This is a genomic window from Xanthomonas sp. BRIP62409, assembly GCF_003992965.1.
Classification (GTDB): Bacteria; Pseudomonadota; Gammaproteobacteria; order Xanthomonadales; family Xanthomonadaceae; genus Xanthomonas; species Xanthomonas euroxanthea.
In genome coordinates, this window is sequence record NZ_QEZJ01000030.1 from 179767 (window position 1) to 196208 (window position 16442).

13 protein-coding genes are annotated in these 16442 nt (G+C 66.7%); 7 read left to right on the plus strand and 6 right to left on the minus strand.

What is annotated here, in order from left to right:
* Positions 1–11: 11 nt before the first annotated feature.
* The 4 genes from EO170_RS18460 to EO170_RS18475 all read right to left on the minus strand — a co-directional run bounded on the left by EO170_RS18460 (position 12) and on the right by EO170_RS18475 (position 5047).
* Complete coding sequence (locus tag EO170_RS18460; RefSeq protein ID WP_126947207.1) at positions 12–740, minus strand: UTRA domain-containing protein; 729 nt, start codon at positions 738–740, stop codon at positions 12–14.
* A 105-nt stretch (positions 741–845) separates the two neighbouring features.
* The gene (gene pnuC / locus EO170_RS18465; protein WP_126947210.1) at positions 846–1421 is read right to left on the minus strand and encodes a nicotinamide riboside transporter PnuC; all 576 of its coding nucleotides are present in this window, start codon (positions 1419–1421) and stop codon (positions 846–848) included.
* A 267-nt stretch (positions 1422–1688) separates the two neighbouring features.
* Positions 1689–3854: a TonB-dependent receptor gene (locus EO170_RS18470; protein ID WP_126947213.1), complete on the minus strand. Its 2166-nt coding sequence runs from the start codon at positions 3852–3854 to the stop codon at positions 1689–1691.
* Positions 3855–3886: 32 nt separating this feature from the next.
* A complete protein-coding gene (locus EO170_RS18475) occupies positions 3887–5047 on the minus strand; it encodes a phosphotransferase (RefSeq protein WP_126947216.1) in 1161 nt (386 codons plus the stop codon).
* Positions 5048–5400: 353 nt separating this feature from the next.
* Here EO170_RS18475 and EO170_RS18480 point away from each other — a divergent pair, with 353 nt between their 5' ends.
* From EO170_RS18480 to pncB, 6 genes are all read left to right on the plus strand, one after another.
* Positions 5401–6240: a glycosyltransferase family 2 protein gene (locus EO170_RS18480; protein WP_126947219.1), complete on the plus strand. Its 840-nt coding sequence runs from the start codon at positions 5401–5403 to the stop codon at positions 6238–6240.
* Positions 6241–6370: 130 nt separating this feature from the next.
* Positions 6371–7402 carry a transporter gene (locus tag EO170_RS18485; protein WP_164739835.1) on the plus strand — a complete coding sequence of 344 codons (1032 nt, stop codon included), beginning with the start codon at positions 6371–6373 and terminating at the stop codon, positions 7400–7402.
* Positions 7403–7415: 13 nt separating this feature from the next.
* Positions 7416–9323 carry a glycosyltransferase family 2 protein gene (locus tag EO170_RS18490; protein WP_126947222.1) on the plus strand — a complete coding sequence of 636 codons (1908 nt, stop codon included), beginning with the start codon at positions 7416–7418 and terminating at the stop codon, positions 9321–9323.
* Positions 9324–9372: 49 nt separating this feature from the next.
* Positions 9373–10668, plus strand: coding sequence for a hypothetical protein (locus EO170_RS18495; protein WP_164741097.1), 1296 nt, complete (start codon positions 9373–9375; stop codon positions 10666–10668).
* The gene (locus EO170_RS18500) at positions 10650–11618 is read left to right on the plus strand and encodes a glycosidase-like protein (RefSeq protein ID WP_119131826.1); all 969 of its coding nucleotides are present in this window, start codon (positions 10650–10652) and stop codon (positions 11616–11618) included. The genes EO170_RS18495 and EO170_RS18500 overlap by 19 nt, the downstream gene beginning before the upstream one ends.
* A gap of 162 nt (positions 11619–11780) precedes the next feature.
* Positions 11781–12977 carry a nicotinate phosphoribosyltransferase gene (gene pncB / locus EO170_RS18505; RefSeq protein ID WP_115677932.1) on the plus strand — a complete coding sequence of 399 codons (1197 nt, stop codon included), beginning with the start codon at positions 11781–11783 and terminating at the stop codon, positions 12975–12977.
* Positions 12978–13215: 238 nt separating this feature from the next.
* On the opposite strand, the gene EO170_RS18510 is transcribed toward pncB, so the two are convergent.
* The gene (locus tag EO170_RS18510) at positions 13216–14874 is read right to left on the minus strand and encodes a PA domain-containing protein (RefSeq protein WP_126947228.1); all 1659 of its coding nucleotides are present in this window, start codon (positions 14872–14874) and stop codon (positions 13216–13218) included.
* On the minus strand, positions 14867–15280 hold the full coding sequence (locus EO170_RS18515; RefSeq protein ID WP_104585548.1) for a hypothetical protein: 414 nt from the start codon (positions 15278–15280) through the stop codon (positions 14867–14869). Before EO170_RS18515 ends, EO170_RS18510 begins: the two co-directional genes overlap by 8 nt.
* Positions 15281–15923: 643 nt before the next feature.
* Between EO170_RS18515 and arsC the strand changes: the two genes are divergently transcribed.
* Positions 15924–16346 (plus strand): arsenate reductase (glutaredoxin), encoded by a 423-nt coding sequence (gene arsC, locus EO170_RS18520; RefSeq protein ID WP_104585587.1) that lies wholly within the window; start codon positions 15924–15926, stop codon positions 16344–16346.
* The last annotated feature ends 96 nt before the right edge of the window (positions 16347–16442 follow it).

The window sequence follows — 16442 nt, forward strand, 5'->3', positions numbered from 1 at the left end:
TTGTTAGCCGCTCAAGAAGCCGACCGCATCGGCGCCTCGGTCCGCACCACCACTTCCAGCGCGTCGTGGCGCCAGGATTCGATATCCAGCTCCACCGCGCGGCCGTCTTCGGCGTAGCTGATCCGCTGCAGCCGGAAGCAGGGCGTGCCGGTGGTGGACTGCAGCAACAGGGCTTGCGCGGCGTCCAGCCCGGCCGGATGCATCGACAACTGCGCGCGGCTCAGGAACAGCCCGAGTTTCCGGTTGAACACGCTCGACAGCGAACCGGCCAGGTCGTGCTCCAGCAGGCCCGGCGCCCAGGCAGCCAGCACAACGTTGGTTTCCAGCAGCACCGCGCGGCGGTCGATCCAGCGCCGGCGCTGCAGCACGAAGACCTCTTCGTAGGGCGTCTGCAGCCGTAGCGCCGCCGCGTAGGCAGCGCCCGCCGCCTGGCGGGTGGCACTCAACAGTTCGGTGCGCGGTTTACGCCCCTGCGCCGCCACATACTGCATGAAACCGGCGATGCTGGTGGGGTCGTAGCGCACGCGCGGTGCGCTGACGAACCAGCCGCGCCGGTTCTCGCGGTAGATGCGTCCCTGCGCTTCCAGTTGCTGCAAGGCCTCACGCAAGGTGATGCGGGTGCAGCCAAAGCGTTCGGCAAGCGCGCGCTCGACCGGCAGGCGCTGGTCCGGACCCCATTCGCCGGCGGCGATCTGCGCGGAGACGATTTCGGTGATGGCGTGCTGGCGCGGTGCGCTCATGCGGCGATCCGCCGGTGGTGGCTGCAGCGCCTGTGCAAGACAGTTGGGTGAGAGAGGTACATGCGGCGATGGTAAAGAAGAACGCGCCCGCAAACCGCAGGTGGCTCAGGCAACGCCTGCCGGGTTCTGCTGCTGTTGGGCTTTCCAGCTACGCCATCCATACACCGCAAGCCCCACGAAACCGGCGTAGAGCAGGGCGGTGGGGTATAGCCCTTTGCTCAGGAACACGCCTACGTAAATGCAATCGAGCACGATCCAGAGCACCCAGTTGGCGATGCGTTTGCGCGCGGCCCACACGCTGGCGACCAGGCTGAAACTGGCCAGCGCCGCATCCAGCCACGGCAGCGTGGCATCGGTGCGGTGATGCATGTAGGCACCGAGCGCAGCAGCGAACGCCGCGCCGATGCACAGCGATAGCCACAGTTCCGCAGCCGGCATCGGCAGCGGGCGAATCCGCGTTTCTGCAGAGGCACCACGTTGCCAGTGCCACCATCCGTACAGCTGGGTCAGCACATAGACCCCTTGCAGCAGCATGTCCGAATACAGTTTCCACTGATAGAACAGCCAGGCATACAGCGCCACCGCCACGATGCCGACCGGCCAGCACCAGCGAATGCGCCGCGCGGTCAGCCACACGCCCAGCAGGTTGATCACGACGGCGGTGGATTCGAGCAATGACATGCAATGCCTGATGGAAAGTGGACAGCGGTGGGAGAGGTGCAAGCCGTGCAAAACAGCGGTGCGGTCGGACGTGGATGCTGCGCGGTGCCCCGAATCTGCATGCGATGGAAACGCGATAGCGCTCTCACCGCTGAGTCCCTGCCTTCAACTGGTGCCTGCTGTTTTCAGCCATTGCCTCAAACACGCACAAGCACGGCTGACTCGCTTCGACGTCCTTCTCCCGCCTGCGGGGGAAGCTGCCCGAAGGGCGGATGGGGGCAGCAGGCCTCAAAAATCCACCTGCACCGTCAGCCGCGCCGTGCGCGGCGCGCCCGGGAACAGATAGGCATCACCCTGGTATTCGCCGCTATCGCGCCAGTAGCGCTTGTCGAACACGTTGTCCACGTTCAAGCGCCAGGTGGTGGCCACCCCGCCCAGTGCGGTGGCATAGCGCGCGCCCAGGTTGGCCACGGTGTAGGCCAGCACGCTGGCGTTGCCGAGCCGGTCGGCGAACTTGCGACCGCTGTATTGCAGGCCTGCCAGCAGCGCCAGGCCGTCGATGCCGGGCACGCTGTAGTCGGCCTGCAGGCTGGCACGCAGCTTGGGTACGTTGATGGCCTGATGGCCTTCGTAGTCGGCAATCCCGGTGTCTTCGGCGCGCGCGCGGATCGCCGCGATGCTGGCGAACAGGCGCAGCTGTTCGGTTGCCGCCCCGTCGGCCGATAGTTCCAGCCCACGGTTGTGCAGGCGGCCCTGTTGCACATAGCGCAAGCCTCCATCGGCCTGCGGCTGGGTGAACTGGTAGGCCTGCCGGATATCGAACAGCGCCGCGCCCAGGCGCAGGCCGTCGAAATCGAATTTTGCACCGGTTTCCAGCTGGTAGGCATTGGTCGGCGGCAGGATCTCATCGGCGTTGTCGGCAAACCACGGCGCGGTGCCGCCGGCGGCCAGGCTCTTGGCGTAGCTGGCATACAGCGACACGTTCTGTTGCGGCTTGAACAGCAGTGCGGCCTGCGGCAGCAGCGTGTCCTTGCGCGTGCGGCGCTCCAGGACGCCATCGCGATCGAAGCTGCGCTCGTCCAGGCGCACATGGCGCGCACCCAGCGACAGCTCCCATTGCCGACCCAGTCCGATCCGGTCGGCGACCACCAGGGCGCGTTGACGGCTGTCCAGGCGGCGCTCTTTCGGGTCCAGGGCGACGTCGGTTTGTGCAAACACCTGCGGGTCGCGGTCGATGCTGCCGCTGCCGACGAATTCGTTGACCGAGCCGAAACGATCGATGGTGCGGCGCAGCCAGTCGCCGCCGATGCTCAGGTGATGATCCAGTGCGCCGGTGAGCACGCGGCCTTCCAGCGTGGCGCGCAGTTGATCGTGCACGCGGGTGTCGTCGGGGTTGCGGTAGTCGTAGACGTCGTACTCGCCTTGCGCACTGAAGAAATTCGGGGTGACGCTGTCGGCGCAACTGGCCGCGCCGTAACAGCCCCAGGCGAACGCGGAGAAGTCGTTGATCACCGAGCGGCTGCGCGCCGCCTCGGCAGTGGCGCGCCAGTCGTCGTTGAACTGGTAGGCGTAACGCAGCTGCGCATTGAGCGCATCCATCTCCACCGGCCGCGACCACGGCTGGTAGCCGAGCAGGCGATGCACATCGATGGCGCGCGGCACCTGGGTGCCGCCCAGCAGTTGATAACCCGGCACCGAGCGTTGCTGGCGATGCTGGTATTCCACGTCCAGCTGCAGCAGCGATTGCTGGGTGATCTTCCAGTCGCCGGCCAGCGACAGGAAATTGCGGTAGCCGTCGGCGTGGTCGACATAGCTGTCGATGTCTTCGCGTGCGGCATTGACGCGCAGGCCCAGGCTGCGTTCAGCGCCGAACCAGTCGCCCAGGTCGGCGGCGACATAGCGCGAACCTTGTTCGTCGGTCCCCAGGGTCACGCTACGCACGTGCTCGGGCCGCTTGGTGCGGTAGTCGATCAACCCGGCCGGTTCGTTGACACCCGATTGCAGCCCGGCCAGACCCTTGAGGAGCTGCACCTGCTGCTTGTTTTCCAGCGCGATGGATTGCTCGCCTACTGCGCTCAGGCCGTTGATGCGGTAGCTGTTGGCGGCGTTGAGCGAATAGCCGCGCACGACGAAATTTTCGTAGTAGCCGATCGGTGCGTAGGCCTCGCCCGTGGAGGCATCGGCACGCAATACCTCGCTGAGCACGCGTGCCTGGCGGTCGAGCACTTGCTGGCGATCGATCACCGCGATCGAGGCCGGGGCATCCAGCAGCCGCGTGGCGCCGAAGCCGGTCAACGCGGTGCTGGCCTCGGCGCGTTCGCCACGCACGTTGACCGCATCCAGTTCCACCGCCTCGGCGCCGGGGTCTTGCTGCGCGAGTGCAGGCGTGGCCACGCACAGCGCGAGTGCAAGCGCGAGCGGGCGGCGGTGGGGCAGGGAGACGGGCAGGTACATGCGCAGGACTCGAAAAGGAGAAGAAAGAGCGCTCATGGCAACCGGCGCGCGTGCGCGTGCAGGTGGTCGAGCAGACGCTGGCCATCGGCACTGGCAAACCAGTCCGCATGGCCGAGCAGGTAGCGGTGATAGGCGATGTCGGCGTTGTCGGCCGAGCGGGTGATGCCGGCGAAGTAGTCGATCTCGCTCAGGGCGAAGTCGGCATGCACGATCGGCAGCAAGGCGACCAGCTGCCGCAGCTGCACCGCGCCCAGCGTGCAGTACCGGCTGTAGCCGTCCAGCAAGGCGTCGAGTTGCTCCAGCTGTGGCTGCGCACGTTGCCCTGCGTCCAGGTTCAACCATGGGATCAGGTTGCGTTCGATCGCCGTGGCCAGGTCGAACATCGCAAAGTTGCGGTCGCACAGGCCGAAGTCGAACACCGCGCCGACCTCGGTGTCGCCATCGTCGTGCGTGCGCCACAGCAGGTTGGAGGCATGCCAGTCGCCGTGCGTCCACAGCGGCGGCAATGCGCCGGGCACCGACAACACCGGCCATGCCCGGGCGTGCCAGGGCAGCAGATGGTCGGCCAGGTCGCGGCGCCAGGGCCGGCCCTGGAAATCGGCGGCCAGGCCGGGGCGCGACAGCAATGCCTGTTCCACCGCCCGCAGCGGGTCGGCCTGCGCGAACAGCGCCAGGTTGGCGACCAGGACGCTGCTTCGACGTGGCGGCGCATCGAATCCCTGCGCTGCCAGATGCAGGCGTGCCAGCGCGGAGCCTGCCGCCAACGCATGCGCGGTGCTGGTAAAGGGCGTCCACGACAAGGCGTCCCGATACAGGTCCTGGCCGAGGCCTGCGCGCTGTACTTCATAGACCCAGTGCGCATCGGCCAGGGCGGTGTGGCCGGCGGCATCGTGCAGCACCTCGACCACCGGCGCGCCGGCCCAGCGCAGATGCGCCATGAAGCCATGTTCTTGGCGCAAGTCGGCGATGCTGCGCACGCTGCGGTGATGCCGCTTGACGATGAGCGTGCCGGTGGCAGTGTCCACGCAGGCGGCAGCGGAAAACGGGCGTGCGCTATGCCAGCGAATCCGTGCGCCATCGCCGGCAGCGCAAACGTGCTGCAGCACGCGATGGATTTCCTCGGCGGTCAACACCGGCCAGTCCGGCAGTGCCAACTCCAGGCTCATGCCGTGCACCTGATGCGAGGTGCTCATGCGCGTAGCTCCGGTGCGGCGCACGCCAGTGGTATAGACCAGCCAATCGATGCCGTTGTAGCGGACCCGGCGCGCGCACCGGCGATAACACGGACGGCGCTGCCGGGCCGTCGTTGCAGCGCGCGCGCCATCAGGCGGTTGCGCTGCAGGGAATGAAAAGGCAGCGCAACACCGAAAGGTCGCTGGCCGTCATCTCGACACTGAAGAATGTGGGGTGCGCCGTGGGCGGCGCCTGCAGAAGACCGCTGGGCGGCTCCGGGCGCGCAGTATGCCTGCTGGCGCTGCCAGCCGTCATGTGCGGGCCGGCATCGGCGTGATGGCGTTGCGCGGCCCCGGCACCGGATAATGGACCGATGACTCCTGTCCAGATCGCCGCCGTCGTCGTCACCTACCAGAGCAGCAGCACCATCGATGCGTGCCTGTCGCGGCTGCGCGTGGCCGAGGGCATCAGCGAGATCCGGGTGGTCGACAACGCCTCCAGCGACGACACCCTGGAAGTCGTGCAGCGGCATGCCCTGGCCGATGCGCGCCTGCACTTCATCGCCAACCCGGACAACCCCGGCTTTGCGACGGCCTGCAACCAGGGCGCGCGCGACTCGCAGGCGCCCTGGCTGGTGTTCATCAATCCGGACCTGATGGTCGAGCGCGACACATTGGCGCAGCTGTGCGCACGCGCGGCGGGGCATGCGGCAGTGTTGTTGGGCGTGGAGCAGGTGGACGAGCAGGGGCAGCCGGATGCGGCAGTGCGCCGCCGCGATCCGGATTTTGCCGCGATGCTGCGTGCACCGCGCGCTGCCGCGCAGCTGGCGGTGCCGGCCGATCCTTCTGCGACGTTGCAGGTGGTGGACGCGATCTCCGGCGCCTTGATGCTGATGCAGCGCAGCCTGTTCGACCGGCTCGACGGCTGGGACGGTGCCTACCGCCTGCATGCCGAAGACCTGGACCTGTGCCGGCGGGCGCGTCAGGCCGGCGCGCTGGTGGCGGTGGCCAACGATCTGCAGGTCGTGCACGTGCGTGGCGTGTCCAGCCGGTCGCGGCCATTCTTCGTGGAGTGGCACAAACACTGCGGGCTGTGGCGCTATTTCCGCAAGTTCGAGGCGGGCCGGCGCGGGCCGGTCACCCGGCTCGGCGTATGGCTGGCGATCTGGACCCATGCCGCTGCCCAGGTGCCGAAATTGTTGCGAAAGAGATGAGTTCGCTAGCGTTAAATTTGTGATAAATCAGTGATGGGTGGCGGGGCGTAACTGTGATACGTTTCGCTTCGAAGTGTGATCAATCACTAGCTTCCTGTCCCTTTCGGGTCCCCCATCAGGAATCGTGCAAATGTCCTTACAGAACGACCCGCAATTGCGGGTACGTCAGCCGTGCGCCGCTGCGCTGCAGTCCCGTCCGGTTGTCTCGCCTCCTTCTCTTGCATCCAGCACCCGCCGCGTGCCGGCAGCCGCGCTATCGGCGCTTGCGCTGAGCTGTGTGATGGCCGCCGTGCCGGGCACCGCCGTGGCCGGTGCCTGGACCCAGCCGCAGGGCGACACCCTGGTGATCGTCAAGGCGCTGCATAGCGATGGCCGCGGCTGGTTCGACGACAGCCATCACCGCACGACGTTTGGCGACGGCCAACAATTCGACGGAAACGGGCGTAGCCGCCAGGACCAGTTGAATGTCTACGTCGAGCATGGGCTGACCGACAAGCTGAGCTTCATCGGCAATTTCTATTTCACCGAAGTGGGTTTCAGCAATTACGGCGGTGATGGCCGGACCCGCACCAGCACGACTGGTCTTGCCGATCAGGAAGTTGGCTTGCGCTATGCGCTGCCAAGCGCGCAAGAGGACGTCTGGCGCAGCTCGGTGCAGGCATTGGTCAGCATTCCGGCCTATGGCCGCAGCAAGACCTACCATCCGAACAATCCCAGTGCGAATACCGATCCTGCGCTGGGCCTGGGCGACTATGGCCTAGAGCTGCGTTACAGCCGTGGGCGTGGTTACACGCTGGGCGGGCGCAACGGCTACGTTGATCTGGGGGGTGCAGTACGCTTGCGCGGCAGTGCGGCCTCCGACGAACTGCGCGTGGACGCGTCTACCGGTCTGAGCCTGACCCCGAGCTGGTTGCTGCTTGGCGAAGTCAACGTGATCCAGGGTCTGGGCAACGGGCGCAACAATTTTGACGTCCCAGGCTCTGCTGGGGGCGTCGGCTTCGTTGCCACCGGCACCAACTACGACCTCACGAAGCTGCAGTTGTCCACGCTGTACACCGCGCCGGGCGGCAGCCAGTGGCAGGTGGGGTATCAGCAGCCAGTGATGGGCCGCAACACCGCTGCTGCAGGTGGGCCATTCGTGGCTGCCTGGTGGCGGTTCTAAGGACGCCACGACAATGACGGTCACCTGCGAAATGGACGCGCTGGGACGGGCACCGGACATCGGCCGCGAACGCGGTCTGTTGGGCCGTGCGCTGGTCACGGCAGGCGTCATCACCGACGAACAACTGCGCTCGGCGCTGGCGTTGCAGCAACGCTGGAACTCGCGCCTGGGCGATGTGATCCTGGCCCAGCGCGGCGTGCCGGCGCAGCGGTTCTACGCCATCGTCGCCGCGCACTTCGGCCTGGAGTTCGTCGACCTGGTGCAGCAGCCGCCGGATCCGGAACTGCTCACCTCCGGCGATCTGGAAAGTTATGCGCAGCGTCTGCTGCTGCCGTGGCGCCGCGAAGACGGCGTGCTGGTGCTGGCCGTGGCCGACCCCGACCCGGCGGTGTTCGCCTGGGCGCGTGCGCACTATGGCGAAGACGTGCGGTTTGTCGGCACCGCCAAGTTCGACATCATCTGGAGCCTGCAGCGCTACGCCGACGAACAGCTCACCGACAACGCGCTGAACCTGCTCGCATCGCATGCGCCGACCTACTCGGCGCGCCAGGTGGTGACACGGGGGCAGAAGCTCACGCTGTGGGCAATTGCCGCGGTGCTGGTGATCGCGATGGTGCTGTTCCCGGTGCCGGCCCTGATCACCGTCAACGTGCTGGTGGCGCTGGGCTTTCTGGCGACCTTCGGACTGAAGCTGTTGCTGGTGTGGTTCGGCTCGCGCCACCGCATCGACATCAAGGTCACCGAGGACGAAGTGGCCGCACTGCGCGATGACGACCTGCCGGTCTATACCGTGCTGGTGCCGATGTACAAGGAGCCGGAAGTCCTGCCGATCCTGGCCAATGCGCTGCGCAAGCTGGATTACCCGATCAGCAAGCTCGACGTGAAGCTGGTACTGGAAGCGGACGATTTCGACACCATCGACGCCGCCAAGAAACTCGGCCTGGAAGCGTTCTTCGAAATCATCCGGGTGCCGCCGTCGCAGCCCAAGACCAAGCCCAAGGCCTGCAACTACGCGCTGCATTTTGCGCGCGGCGAACTGCTCACCATCTACGACGCCGAAGACAAGCCCGAGCCGGATCAGCTCAAGCGCGTGGTGGCGGCATTCCGCAAGGCGGACAAGGATGTGGTGTGTATCCAGGCGCGCCTGAACTACTACAACGCCGACGAAAACTGGCTGACGCGGATGTTCACGCTGGAGTACACGCTCTGGTTCGACTTCTACCTGCCGGCGCTGGAATACCTGCGCATTCCGATTCCGTTGGGCGGCACCTCCAACCACTTCCGTCTGGATGTGTTGCGCCAGGTGCGCGCGTGGGACCCGTACAACGTCACCGAAGACGCCGATCTGGGCGTGCGGCTGATCCAGAACGGCTACCGCGTCAACGTGGTCAACTCCACCACGTTCGAAGAAGCCAACGTCAGCATTCCCAACTGGATCCGGCAGCGTTCGCGCTGGCTCAAGGGCTATATGCAGACCTGGCTGGTGCACATGCGCGACCCGGTGCATCTGTATCGCAGCACCGGGTTCAAGGGCTTCTGGGGCTTTCAGTTCTTCATCGGCGGCGGCTTCTTCACCGCGTTGGGCGTGCCGGTGCTGTGGGCGCTGTACGTGGTCTGGGCAGTCACCGGGACAAGCGCGTTCGAACGGTTCTTCCCGCCGTGGCTGGCCACCATTTCGCTGGTCAATCTGTTGTTGGCCAATGCGTTCTTCATCTACATCACGCTGGTGGCCGCGTTCAAACGCGACTACTTCAAGCTGGCGCCCTACGCGCTGACCGTGCCGTTGTACTGGGCGCTGCAGTCGATCGCCGCCTACAAGGGCCTCTGGCAGCTGATCCACAATCCGTTCTATTGGGAGAAGACCACTCATGGCATCAGCAAGCATTCGGAAAACGAGCGCCGCGCCGCACTCGAAGAGTGAGTCGGCAGTTCCGCGCCGGCACAGCGGGCTGCCGGCGTTTCTGGTCGCCGTGGTGGCGCTGTCGCTGCTGAGTCAGCCGTTGCTGCTGCAGTCGGCCGGCTCCGCCGCACCGGCCATCGCACCAGCAGCCGGCCTGCCGGCAACCGGCGTGTTGGCGTGGGCGATCAATCTGGGGCTGGACAGCTGGAATCTGCCGTTCCAGGTCTGGCCGTTCCTGGCGGTCGCCGCCAACGCGCTGTTCCTGTCGCTGCTGTGGCGCGATCTGGCCGGCGTGTTCGGACGTGGCTGGGCCAGTGGGCTGACGGTGCTGGTGGGCTGCAATCCGCTGTTCCTGCTGCCAATCGCCGCGGGCGGAAGCCAGGCGCTGGGCCTGCTGGCGTTCTACGGCCTATGCCGCACCTTGCGCCGCCTGCAGACACCGGTGGAGGCCTTCACCTATCTGCGTATCGCCGGCTGGTTGTGCATCCTGCTGTGCCTGGATCTGCAGACCCTGGCGCTGTCGACGATGGTGGCGCCGTGGCTGCTGCTGGTGATGCCGCCGCAGATGCTGCGCAAGGCGCCGGGCTCGTTCTACCTGGTGTGCTACCTGCCGTTCGCGTTTCTGGTCGGCATGTGGGCCTACGTCAACCTGACCGTGTTCAACGCACCATGGCCGACGCTGTCCAGCATCGGGCAGGGCGCGCATCCGCTGCCGCTGCCGTTGGCCGAGCATGCGCAAGGCTGGTTGCCGGCGGTACGCTGGGGCGTGGCGGCGGTTGTCTGCTTCCCGGTCCTGGCCTTGCTGGCCCGCAGCCGCAGCAGCGCGCTCACGCGCGGTGTGGTGGCCAGTGCCGGCACCGTCCTCTGTGCGGCGGCGTTGGCGTTCGCCTTCGGCTGGGCCGGGTTCGACGCCTTGCTGCTGCTGTGGGTGCCGGCCGCGTTGCTGCTGCGCGCACTGCATGCCGATCAGCGCACCCAGGCCGCCGGCCTGCTGTTGCTGGGCCTGATCGGGGCGGCCTGGGTACAGCCGCAGGGCTGGGGCAGCTGGATGCGTGCGGCGCCTGCCGACGCGCAGTCCCTGCTGCAGGGCGAGGCGGTGGTGATGACCGCGCCGGTGTCGTTGCCGACCAGTGGCCCGGCGACGCCGGCAGCGGACGCGGCGCAGTTGCCGCCCACCGCGGCGACCGCCGTGGGCGATGCCGTGGCCACGCAGGGTGCTGCCGGCGCCAGTGCGCCCGCTGCGGCTGCCACTGCGGCGATGGTGCAGCCGGGCAAGAACACCGCGGCCATTGGTGCAATGGACTGTGCGCGGAGCACCGCAGCGTCCACCACCGAGGCATCTGCCACATGTTCAAACGCGTTCTGAGCACCGCGTTGCTGGTCGGGGCGTGCATGCTGGCCAACGGCTGCAATGCGGATGCATCGACGTGGATGGGCGCCAACGTCAAGGTCTCGGCCAATGCGCCGTGGCAAAGCGAGGCTGCGGGGCAGTCGCTGGATGCGCTGGCCAAGACCGGCGCCAGCAAGGCGCTGCTGGTGGCGTTTGTGTGGCAGGCCAGCCCGCAGTCGAACGACCCGGTATTGGGTAGCGACAGCAGCGTGGAGGACATGCGCGCCGCGTTGCGGCAGAGCCACCACGCCGGCCTGCAGGCCACGCTCAAGGTGCATGTGTGGATTCCCGGGCATTGGGCCGGCGACACCGCGCCCACCGATCAGGCAGCCTGGTTTGCCGCGTATCAGAACGCGGTGTTGCCATTGGCCAGGCTGGCCGAAGACGAGCACGCCGAAGCACTGGTGATCGGCACCGAACTGCGCAAGCTGCAGGACGCGCCGCAGTGGCCCGGCCTGGTGGCGGAGGTGCGCAAGGTCTACCGCGGCAAGCTGCTGTACGTGGCCGACGGCATGGAGCATGCCGAAAGCTTCCGCTACTGGTCGTTGTTCGATGCGGTGGGCACCAGCCTGTATCCGCGCCTGTCCGAAGCGGCCGCCGCCCGCACGGCCGAGATGAACGCCGCCGCGCAGCGCCTGCAGCAACTGGGCCAGCGTGTGGGCAAGCCGGTGTGGGTTGCGGAGCTGGGCCTGAGGTCTGCACGCGGCAGCCTGGCCGCACCCTGGGAAAGCCCGGAACAACGCGCCGCCGCCGTCGACACCCGCCTGCAGCTGCAGGTGTTGCAGCAGTGGCGCAAGGTGTTGCAGGCGCACGGGGTGGAAGGCATCGCGCTGTGGTGCTGGTACACCGATCCCAAGGCCGGCGGGCCGGGCGACAGCGACTTCACCGTGCAGGGCAAACCGGCGCAGCAGGTGCTGGCGCGCTGAGCGATGGCGCTGGGCATCGTCCAGGGACATTGCCCAGCGCCATTGCCGAGGTATCGCCAAGGTGATGGCCCGGCGCACTGCCGCCAGCTTGCGTGCCGCCGCCCCCGCGCATCGACCGGCTTGCACGCGGCACGCCCACCGCTGCGGGCATAATCCGGCGGCATGATCATCCATTCGCTGCTCGACACCGACCTGTACAAATTCACCATGATGCAGGCGGTGCTGCATCAGCATCCGGCCGCGCAGGTCGAGTACCGCTTCAAATGCCGCACGCCCGGCGTGGATCTGGCGCAGTTCATCGACGAGATCTCGGGTGAGATCGACGCGCTGTGCCGGCTGCGGCTGCACGAGGACGAGGTGGCCTATCTGCGCGGCCTGCGCTTCATCAAGCCGGATTTCGCCGACTTCCTGGCACTGTTCCATCTGGACCGCAAATACCTGCAGCTGTCGGCATCGACCACCCATCCGGGCGAGATCGAGCTGACCCTCCGCGGCCCGTGGCTGCACACCATCCTGTTCGAAGTGCCATTGCTGGCGATCATCAACGAGGTGTGGTTCCGCAACACCTCCGAGCCGGATTTCGAGGAAGGCCGCAGCCGCCTGCGCGAGAAGGTGAGCAGCCTGCGCAGCATGCCGGCCGGCTGCAAGATTGCCGATTACGGCACCCGGCGGCGCTATTCGCGGCATTGGCACGGCGAGTTGCTGCCGTTGCTGCGCGACGGCCTGGGCGCGCAGTTCGTCGGCACCAGCAATGTGTATTTCGCCAAGCATTACGGCCTGACCCCGCTGGGCACGATGGCGCACGAATATCTGCAGGCGTTCCAGGCACTGGGGCCGCGGTTGCGCGACTCGCAGGTGGCCGCGCTGGAATCGTGGGCGCGCGAGTACCGCGGCGACCTGGGCATCGCCCTGTCCGATGTGGTGGGGCTGGACGCGTTCCTGCGCGACTTCGACCTGTATTTCTGCAAGCTGTTCGACGGCATGCGCCATGATTCGGGCGACCCGTTCGAATGGGGTGAGCGTGTCATCGCTCACCTGCAGGCACACCGCATCGACCCCGCGACCAAGGTGCTGGTGTTCAGCGATGGTCTCAACATCGACAAGGTGATGCGGCTGTACGCGCACTTCCACACGCGCTGCCGGCTGGCGTTCGGCGTTGGCACCAGCCTGACCAACGACCTGGGGCCGACGCCGCTGCAGATCGTGATCAAGATGGTCCGCTGCAACGGGCAGCCGGTGGCCAAGCTCAGCGACTCGCCGGGCAAGAGCATGTGCGAGGACGCCGGTTACCTGCGCTATCTGCGCGATGTGTTCGGCCTGCCGCCGGTACCGGACGCGGGTGACCACGCGCGGCAGTGACTGACGTGCAGCGGCGCATCGAGAACCGTTGCCGCTCATAGCAGGCAGCAGCAACCTTGCGGCGCATCGCTCAATCGCAGCGGGGAGCGAGCTCCGTGCGGGAATGGCAGACGCTGAAGCGAAATCGCGACGCCTGCGTTGGCAGGCAGCCGATCCGCTTGCGTTGAATAGGGTGATTGCAGATAAACGAACGGCGCCTGACGGCGCCGTTCGCATTACACGCAGTGAATCTTGCGGATTACGGGCGCACCTTGGTGGCACAGACAAATACCGCCGCCTGTTGAGTGCGGCTGATCGCCCCCTGGTTCTGCAACTCGCGCGCGTGCTCGTCCATGCAGGTCAGGTAACCCAGGCGGTTGCCGGCGTTCTGCGCCTTGCACAGGCTGTTTTCGGCCGAGATGTTCGCGCCGGGAATTAGCCCGCCGGTCTCCAGCGTCGGCACCAGCGTATTGCAGCTGCCCAGCTTGGCCAGCCCGCGATTGAGCGTCCAGCCGATATCGGCAAACAGCGCCGGGGTCAGGTCGATGTTCAGATGCGCCTGCACTTCCGGCGTATCGAACGGTTCCATCAACGCGTTGGGCTGCAGGTCGGTATCGAAGTGCGAGAACGTCGAACCACCGGCCACCACGCTGGGCGCGTACAAGCGCGTGCGTCCCGCGCTGTCGGTGCCCTGCAGCAGCTCGGGGTCTTCGTACAACGCCGCCACCACTCCGGCGCTGCCCTTCAGCCGCGCGCCATCGGCCTGCGAGACCATGATGGCGGGGATGGTGATGTCGGTGATCGGCGGGGCGGCATTGCCCATCGTCTGCACGCCGGATGCGTTATTGGCCACGATCACGCCCACCGCACCGTTGAGCTGTGCGTTCTTGACCTTGATCGCGAACGCGCAGGTGCCGCGGTCGATCAGCGCCACCTTGCCGGCCACCTCGGCCGCATTGACGAACGGCGTTTCGCAGCCATCGCTGGCCGACGCGGCAGCCACCCCGTCATTGACCGTCACCACTGCGCGTGCCGGGAAATTGGCCGCCGTGGCCAGCGGCCCGAAGCTGGCAAAGCCCACCTCGAACTTGCCGGCCGCGCTGGCCGGTGCGCTCACCTGCAACAGGGTGCGCGGATCCAGGATCAGCGCCGCCTCGCGGTTGACGCGCGTGCCGGCCCAGACCGTACGGCCGGGCGTGCGCATCGCTTCGGCACGCAGCGCGTTGGTCATGGCCGGATCGTCGAAGCGCTTGTTCTGCACGTTGTCGAAGGCCTGCGCGGTGTAGACGTCGGTCAGGCCGCTGCCCGAGCCGAGCACGCCGGTGGTCTTGTTGAGGAAGCCCGCCGCTCCCAGGCCGTGGCCGATCTCATGCATCACCACGTTGAGGAAGTTGATCTGGCCTTCTGGCGTCTTGCCGTCCAGGCCCAGGTACCAGCCCGAGCCGGCCAGGCAGTCGTCCTTGCCCAGGTCGCCGTTGAATTGCGAAAACACGTCGGCCGGATCGCTGGGATCGGGGACCAGGTCCTGCCCGGCGATCGCATCGCCCAGCGCGGACGGATACAGCGTATTGGGCTTGGAACCGGGGAAGTCGTTGACGATCCAGTTCGGGCCGGCCTGGCCCAGCGTGCCGCCGGTGGCGGTGCAGGTCAGCCGTGCGAACGAGGCATACACCTTGATCTCGACATTGCTCTGCAGCACCGCGCCCCACAGGTCCATCGCGTACTGGTAGGCGATGCGACGCTGCTCGCCGACCGAGCGCCCCGGGTTGCCGCCCAATGGCGCAGCGCTGGTGGGGTCGTTCAAGCCGACGCTGGTGCCGGCGTCGCCATTGATCAGCGTGACGTTGGCGGCGCTGGCGTGCAGCGGCGCGATGGCGGCAGCCACGGCCAGGGACAGCAGCAACAAGGGCTTATTCATGCGGCAGCGCTCCGTGCTCGGCGTGGGCGGGTTGGGTGGCGGCGTCTTCGCCGTGCTCGATGACGATGCGGCCATCGGCCTGGCGCGTCGCCATCAGTGAGCTCATCTGCGTGGCCGGCAACTTGCGCGCCACGGTGCCGTTGGGCAGGCGTCGCTCGGTCGCGCGTGCGGCAGATTCGGTCTGCGGCACCGCAGTGCGGGCAGCGCTGCTGCGGGCGGCCGAGGCGGCCTGCTGGTCCAGCGCCGCGCTCTCGGCGTCGGTCAGCGGGCGCAGCTTGCCGGTGGCGGGGTCGATGCCGACCTTGGAACTGCTGGTTGCTGCCTCCTGCGCGACGGCCATGGCCGGCAGGCAAACGACGCACAACACACCGGACAGCATCCATCCGGGCTTACGAAAGCTCATCATCGTTGGGGTTTCCTTGGGTCCAGCAGGGAAAAGGGACGCCGTGCAGACACCAGCGTCGGGGGAATCCTTCCGTTTCAGTCTGTTCATGACTGAATCATGAATCCGTGATGTGTGTCAATCTTTTGACATGTAGGGTGCTGAATGCGAAACGAGCGCCTGAAACAGTTACCTGCGCACTTGCGTCGAGGGATTTTCGGGGTCGCGCAACAGCGATTGGCGAGCGGACTGGCCAGCGTTTTGACGCGAACTGTCCGGGCCGGAGGCCGTCTTGTCCGCCAGTAGCCGGATCACGTCTCCCTTCTCCCCCTTGGGAGAAGGTGCCCCGAAGGGCGGATGAGGGCACGCGCGGAGCCCGGCGGAGCTTGAGTACAGCATCGGTCTATCTGCATTTCGGCCCGTACCCTCACCCCAACCCCTCTCCCGAGGGGAGAGGGGCCGTAGTCCGCCCAGGCCGGCGGCAGGGCCTGTGCAGGCAGCGCGGATGCACCAACGTGCGCAAGCCGTGCACTGGCGCCTGCTGGCGAGATGCTGATGCCGGATGCTGATGCCGGCATCGGCATCGGCATCGGCGCGCTGCGCTGGTTGCGCATGCCATTCCATCGCAGCGATTTATAGTGTCAGCAACCCCGCGCACCAGGCTTCCATGCACGCCGTCATCTATCACAACCCCGACTGCGGAACCTCCCGCAACACCCTTGCCCTGATCCGTCATACCGGCATCGAGCCGCAGATAGTCGACTACCTGCAACACCCGCCCACACGCGAAACACTGCAGTCCCTGATCGCTGCCGCCGGCATCCCGGTCCGGGAGGCCATGCGTCAGAAAGGCACCCCGTATCTGGAACTCGGGCTCGACGATCCCGCGCTGGACGACGCAGCGCTGCTGAGTGCCATGCTCATGCATCCGATCCTGATCAACCGACCCTTCGTGCAAACCGCGCTGGGGACGCGCTTGTGCCGCCCTTCCGAACGGGTGCTGGACCTGCTGCCGCCGGCGACGCACGGCTTCGTCAAGGAAGACGGCGAACGCGTGCTGGACGATGCCGGGCAACGCGTAACGGGCTGATAGACAGATACCCGGAACACGCAGTCATCCCACATCAAGCGCAGTCGCCCTAATTCCCATTCCCGACTCCCGACTCCCGACTCCCGACTCCCGATC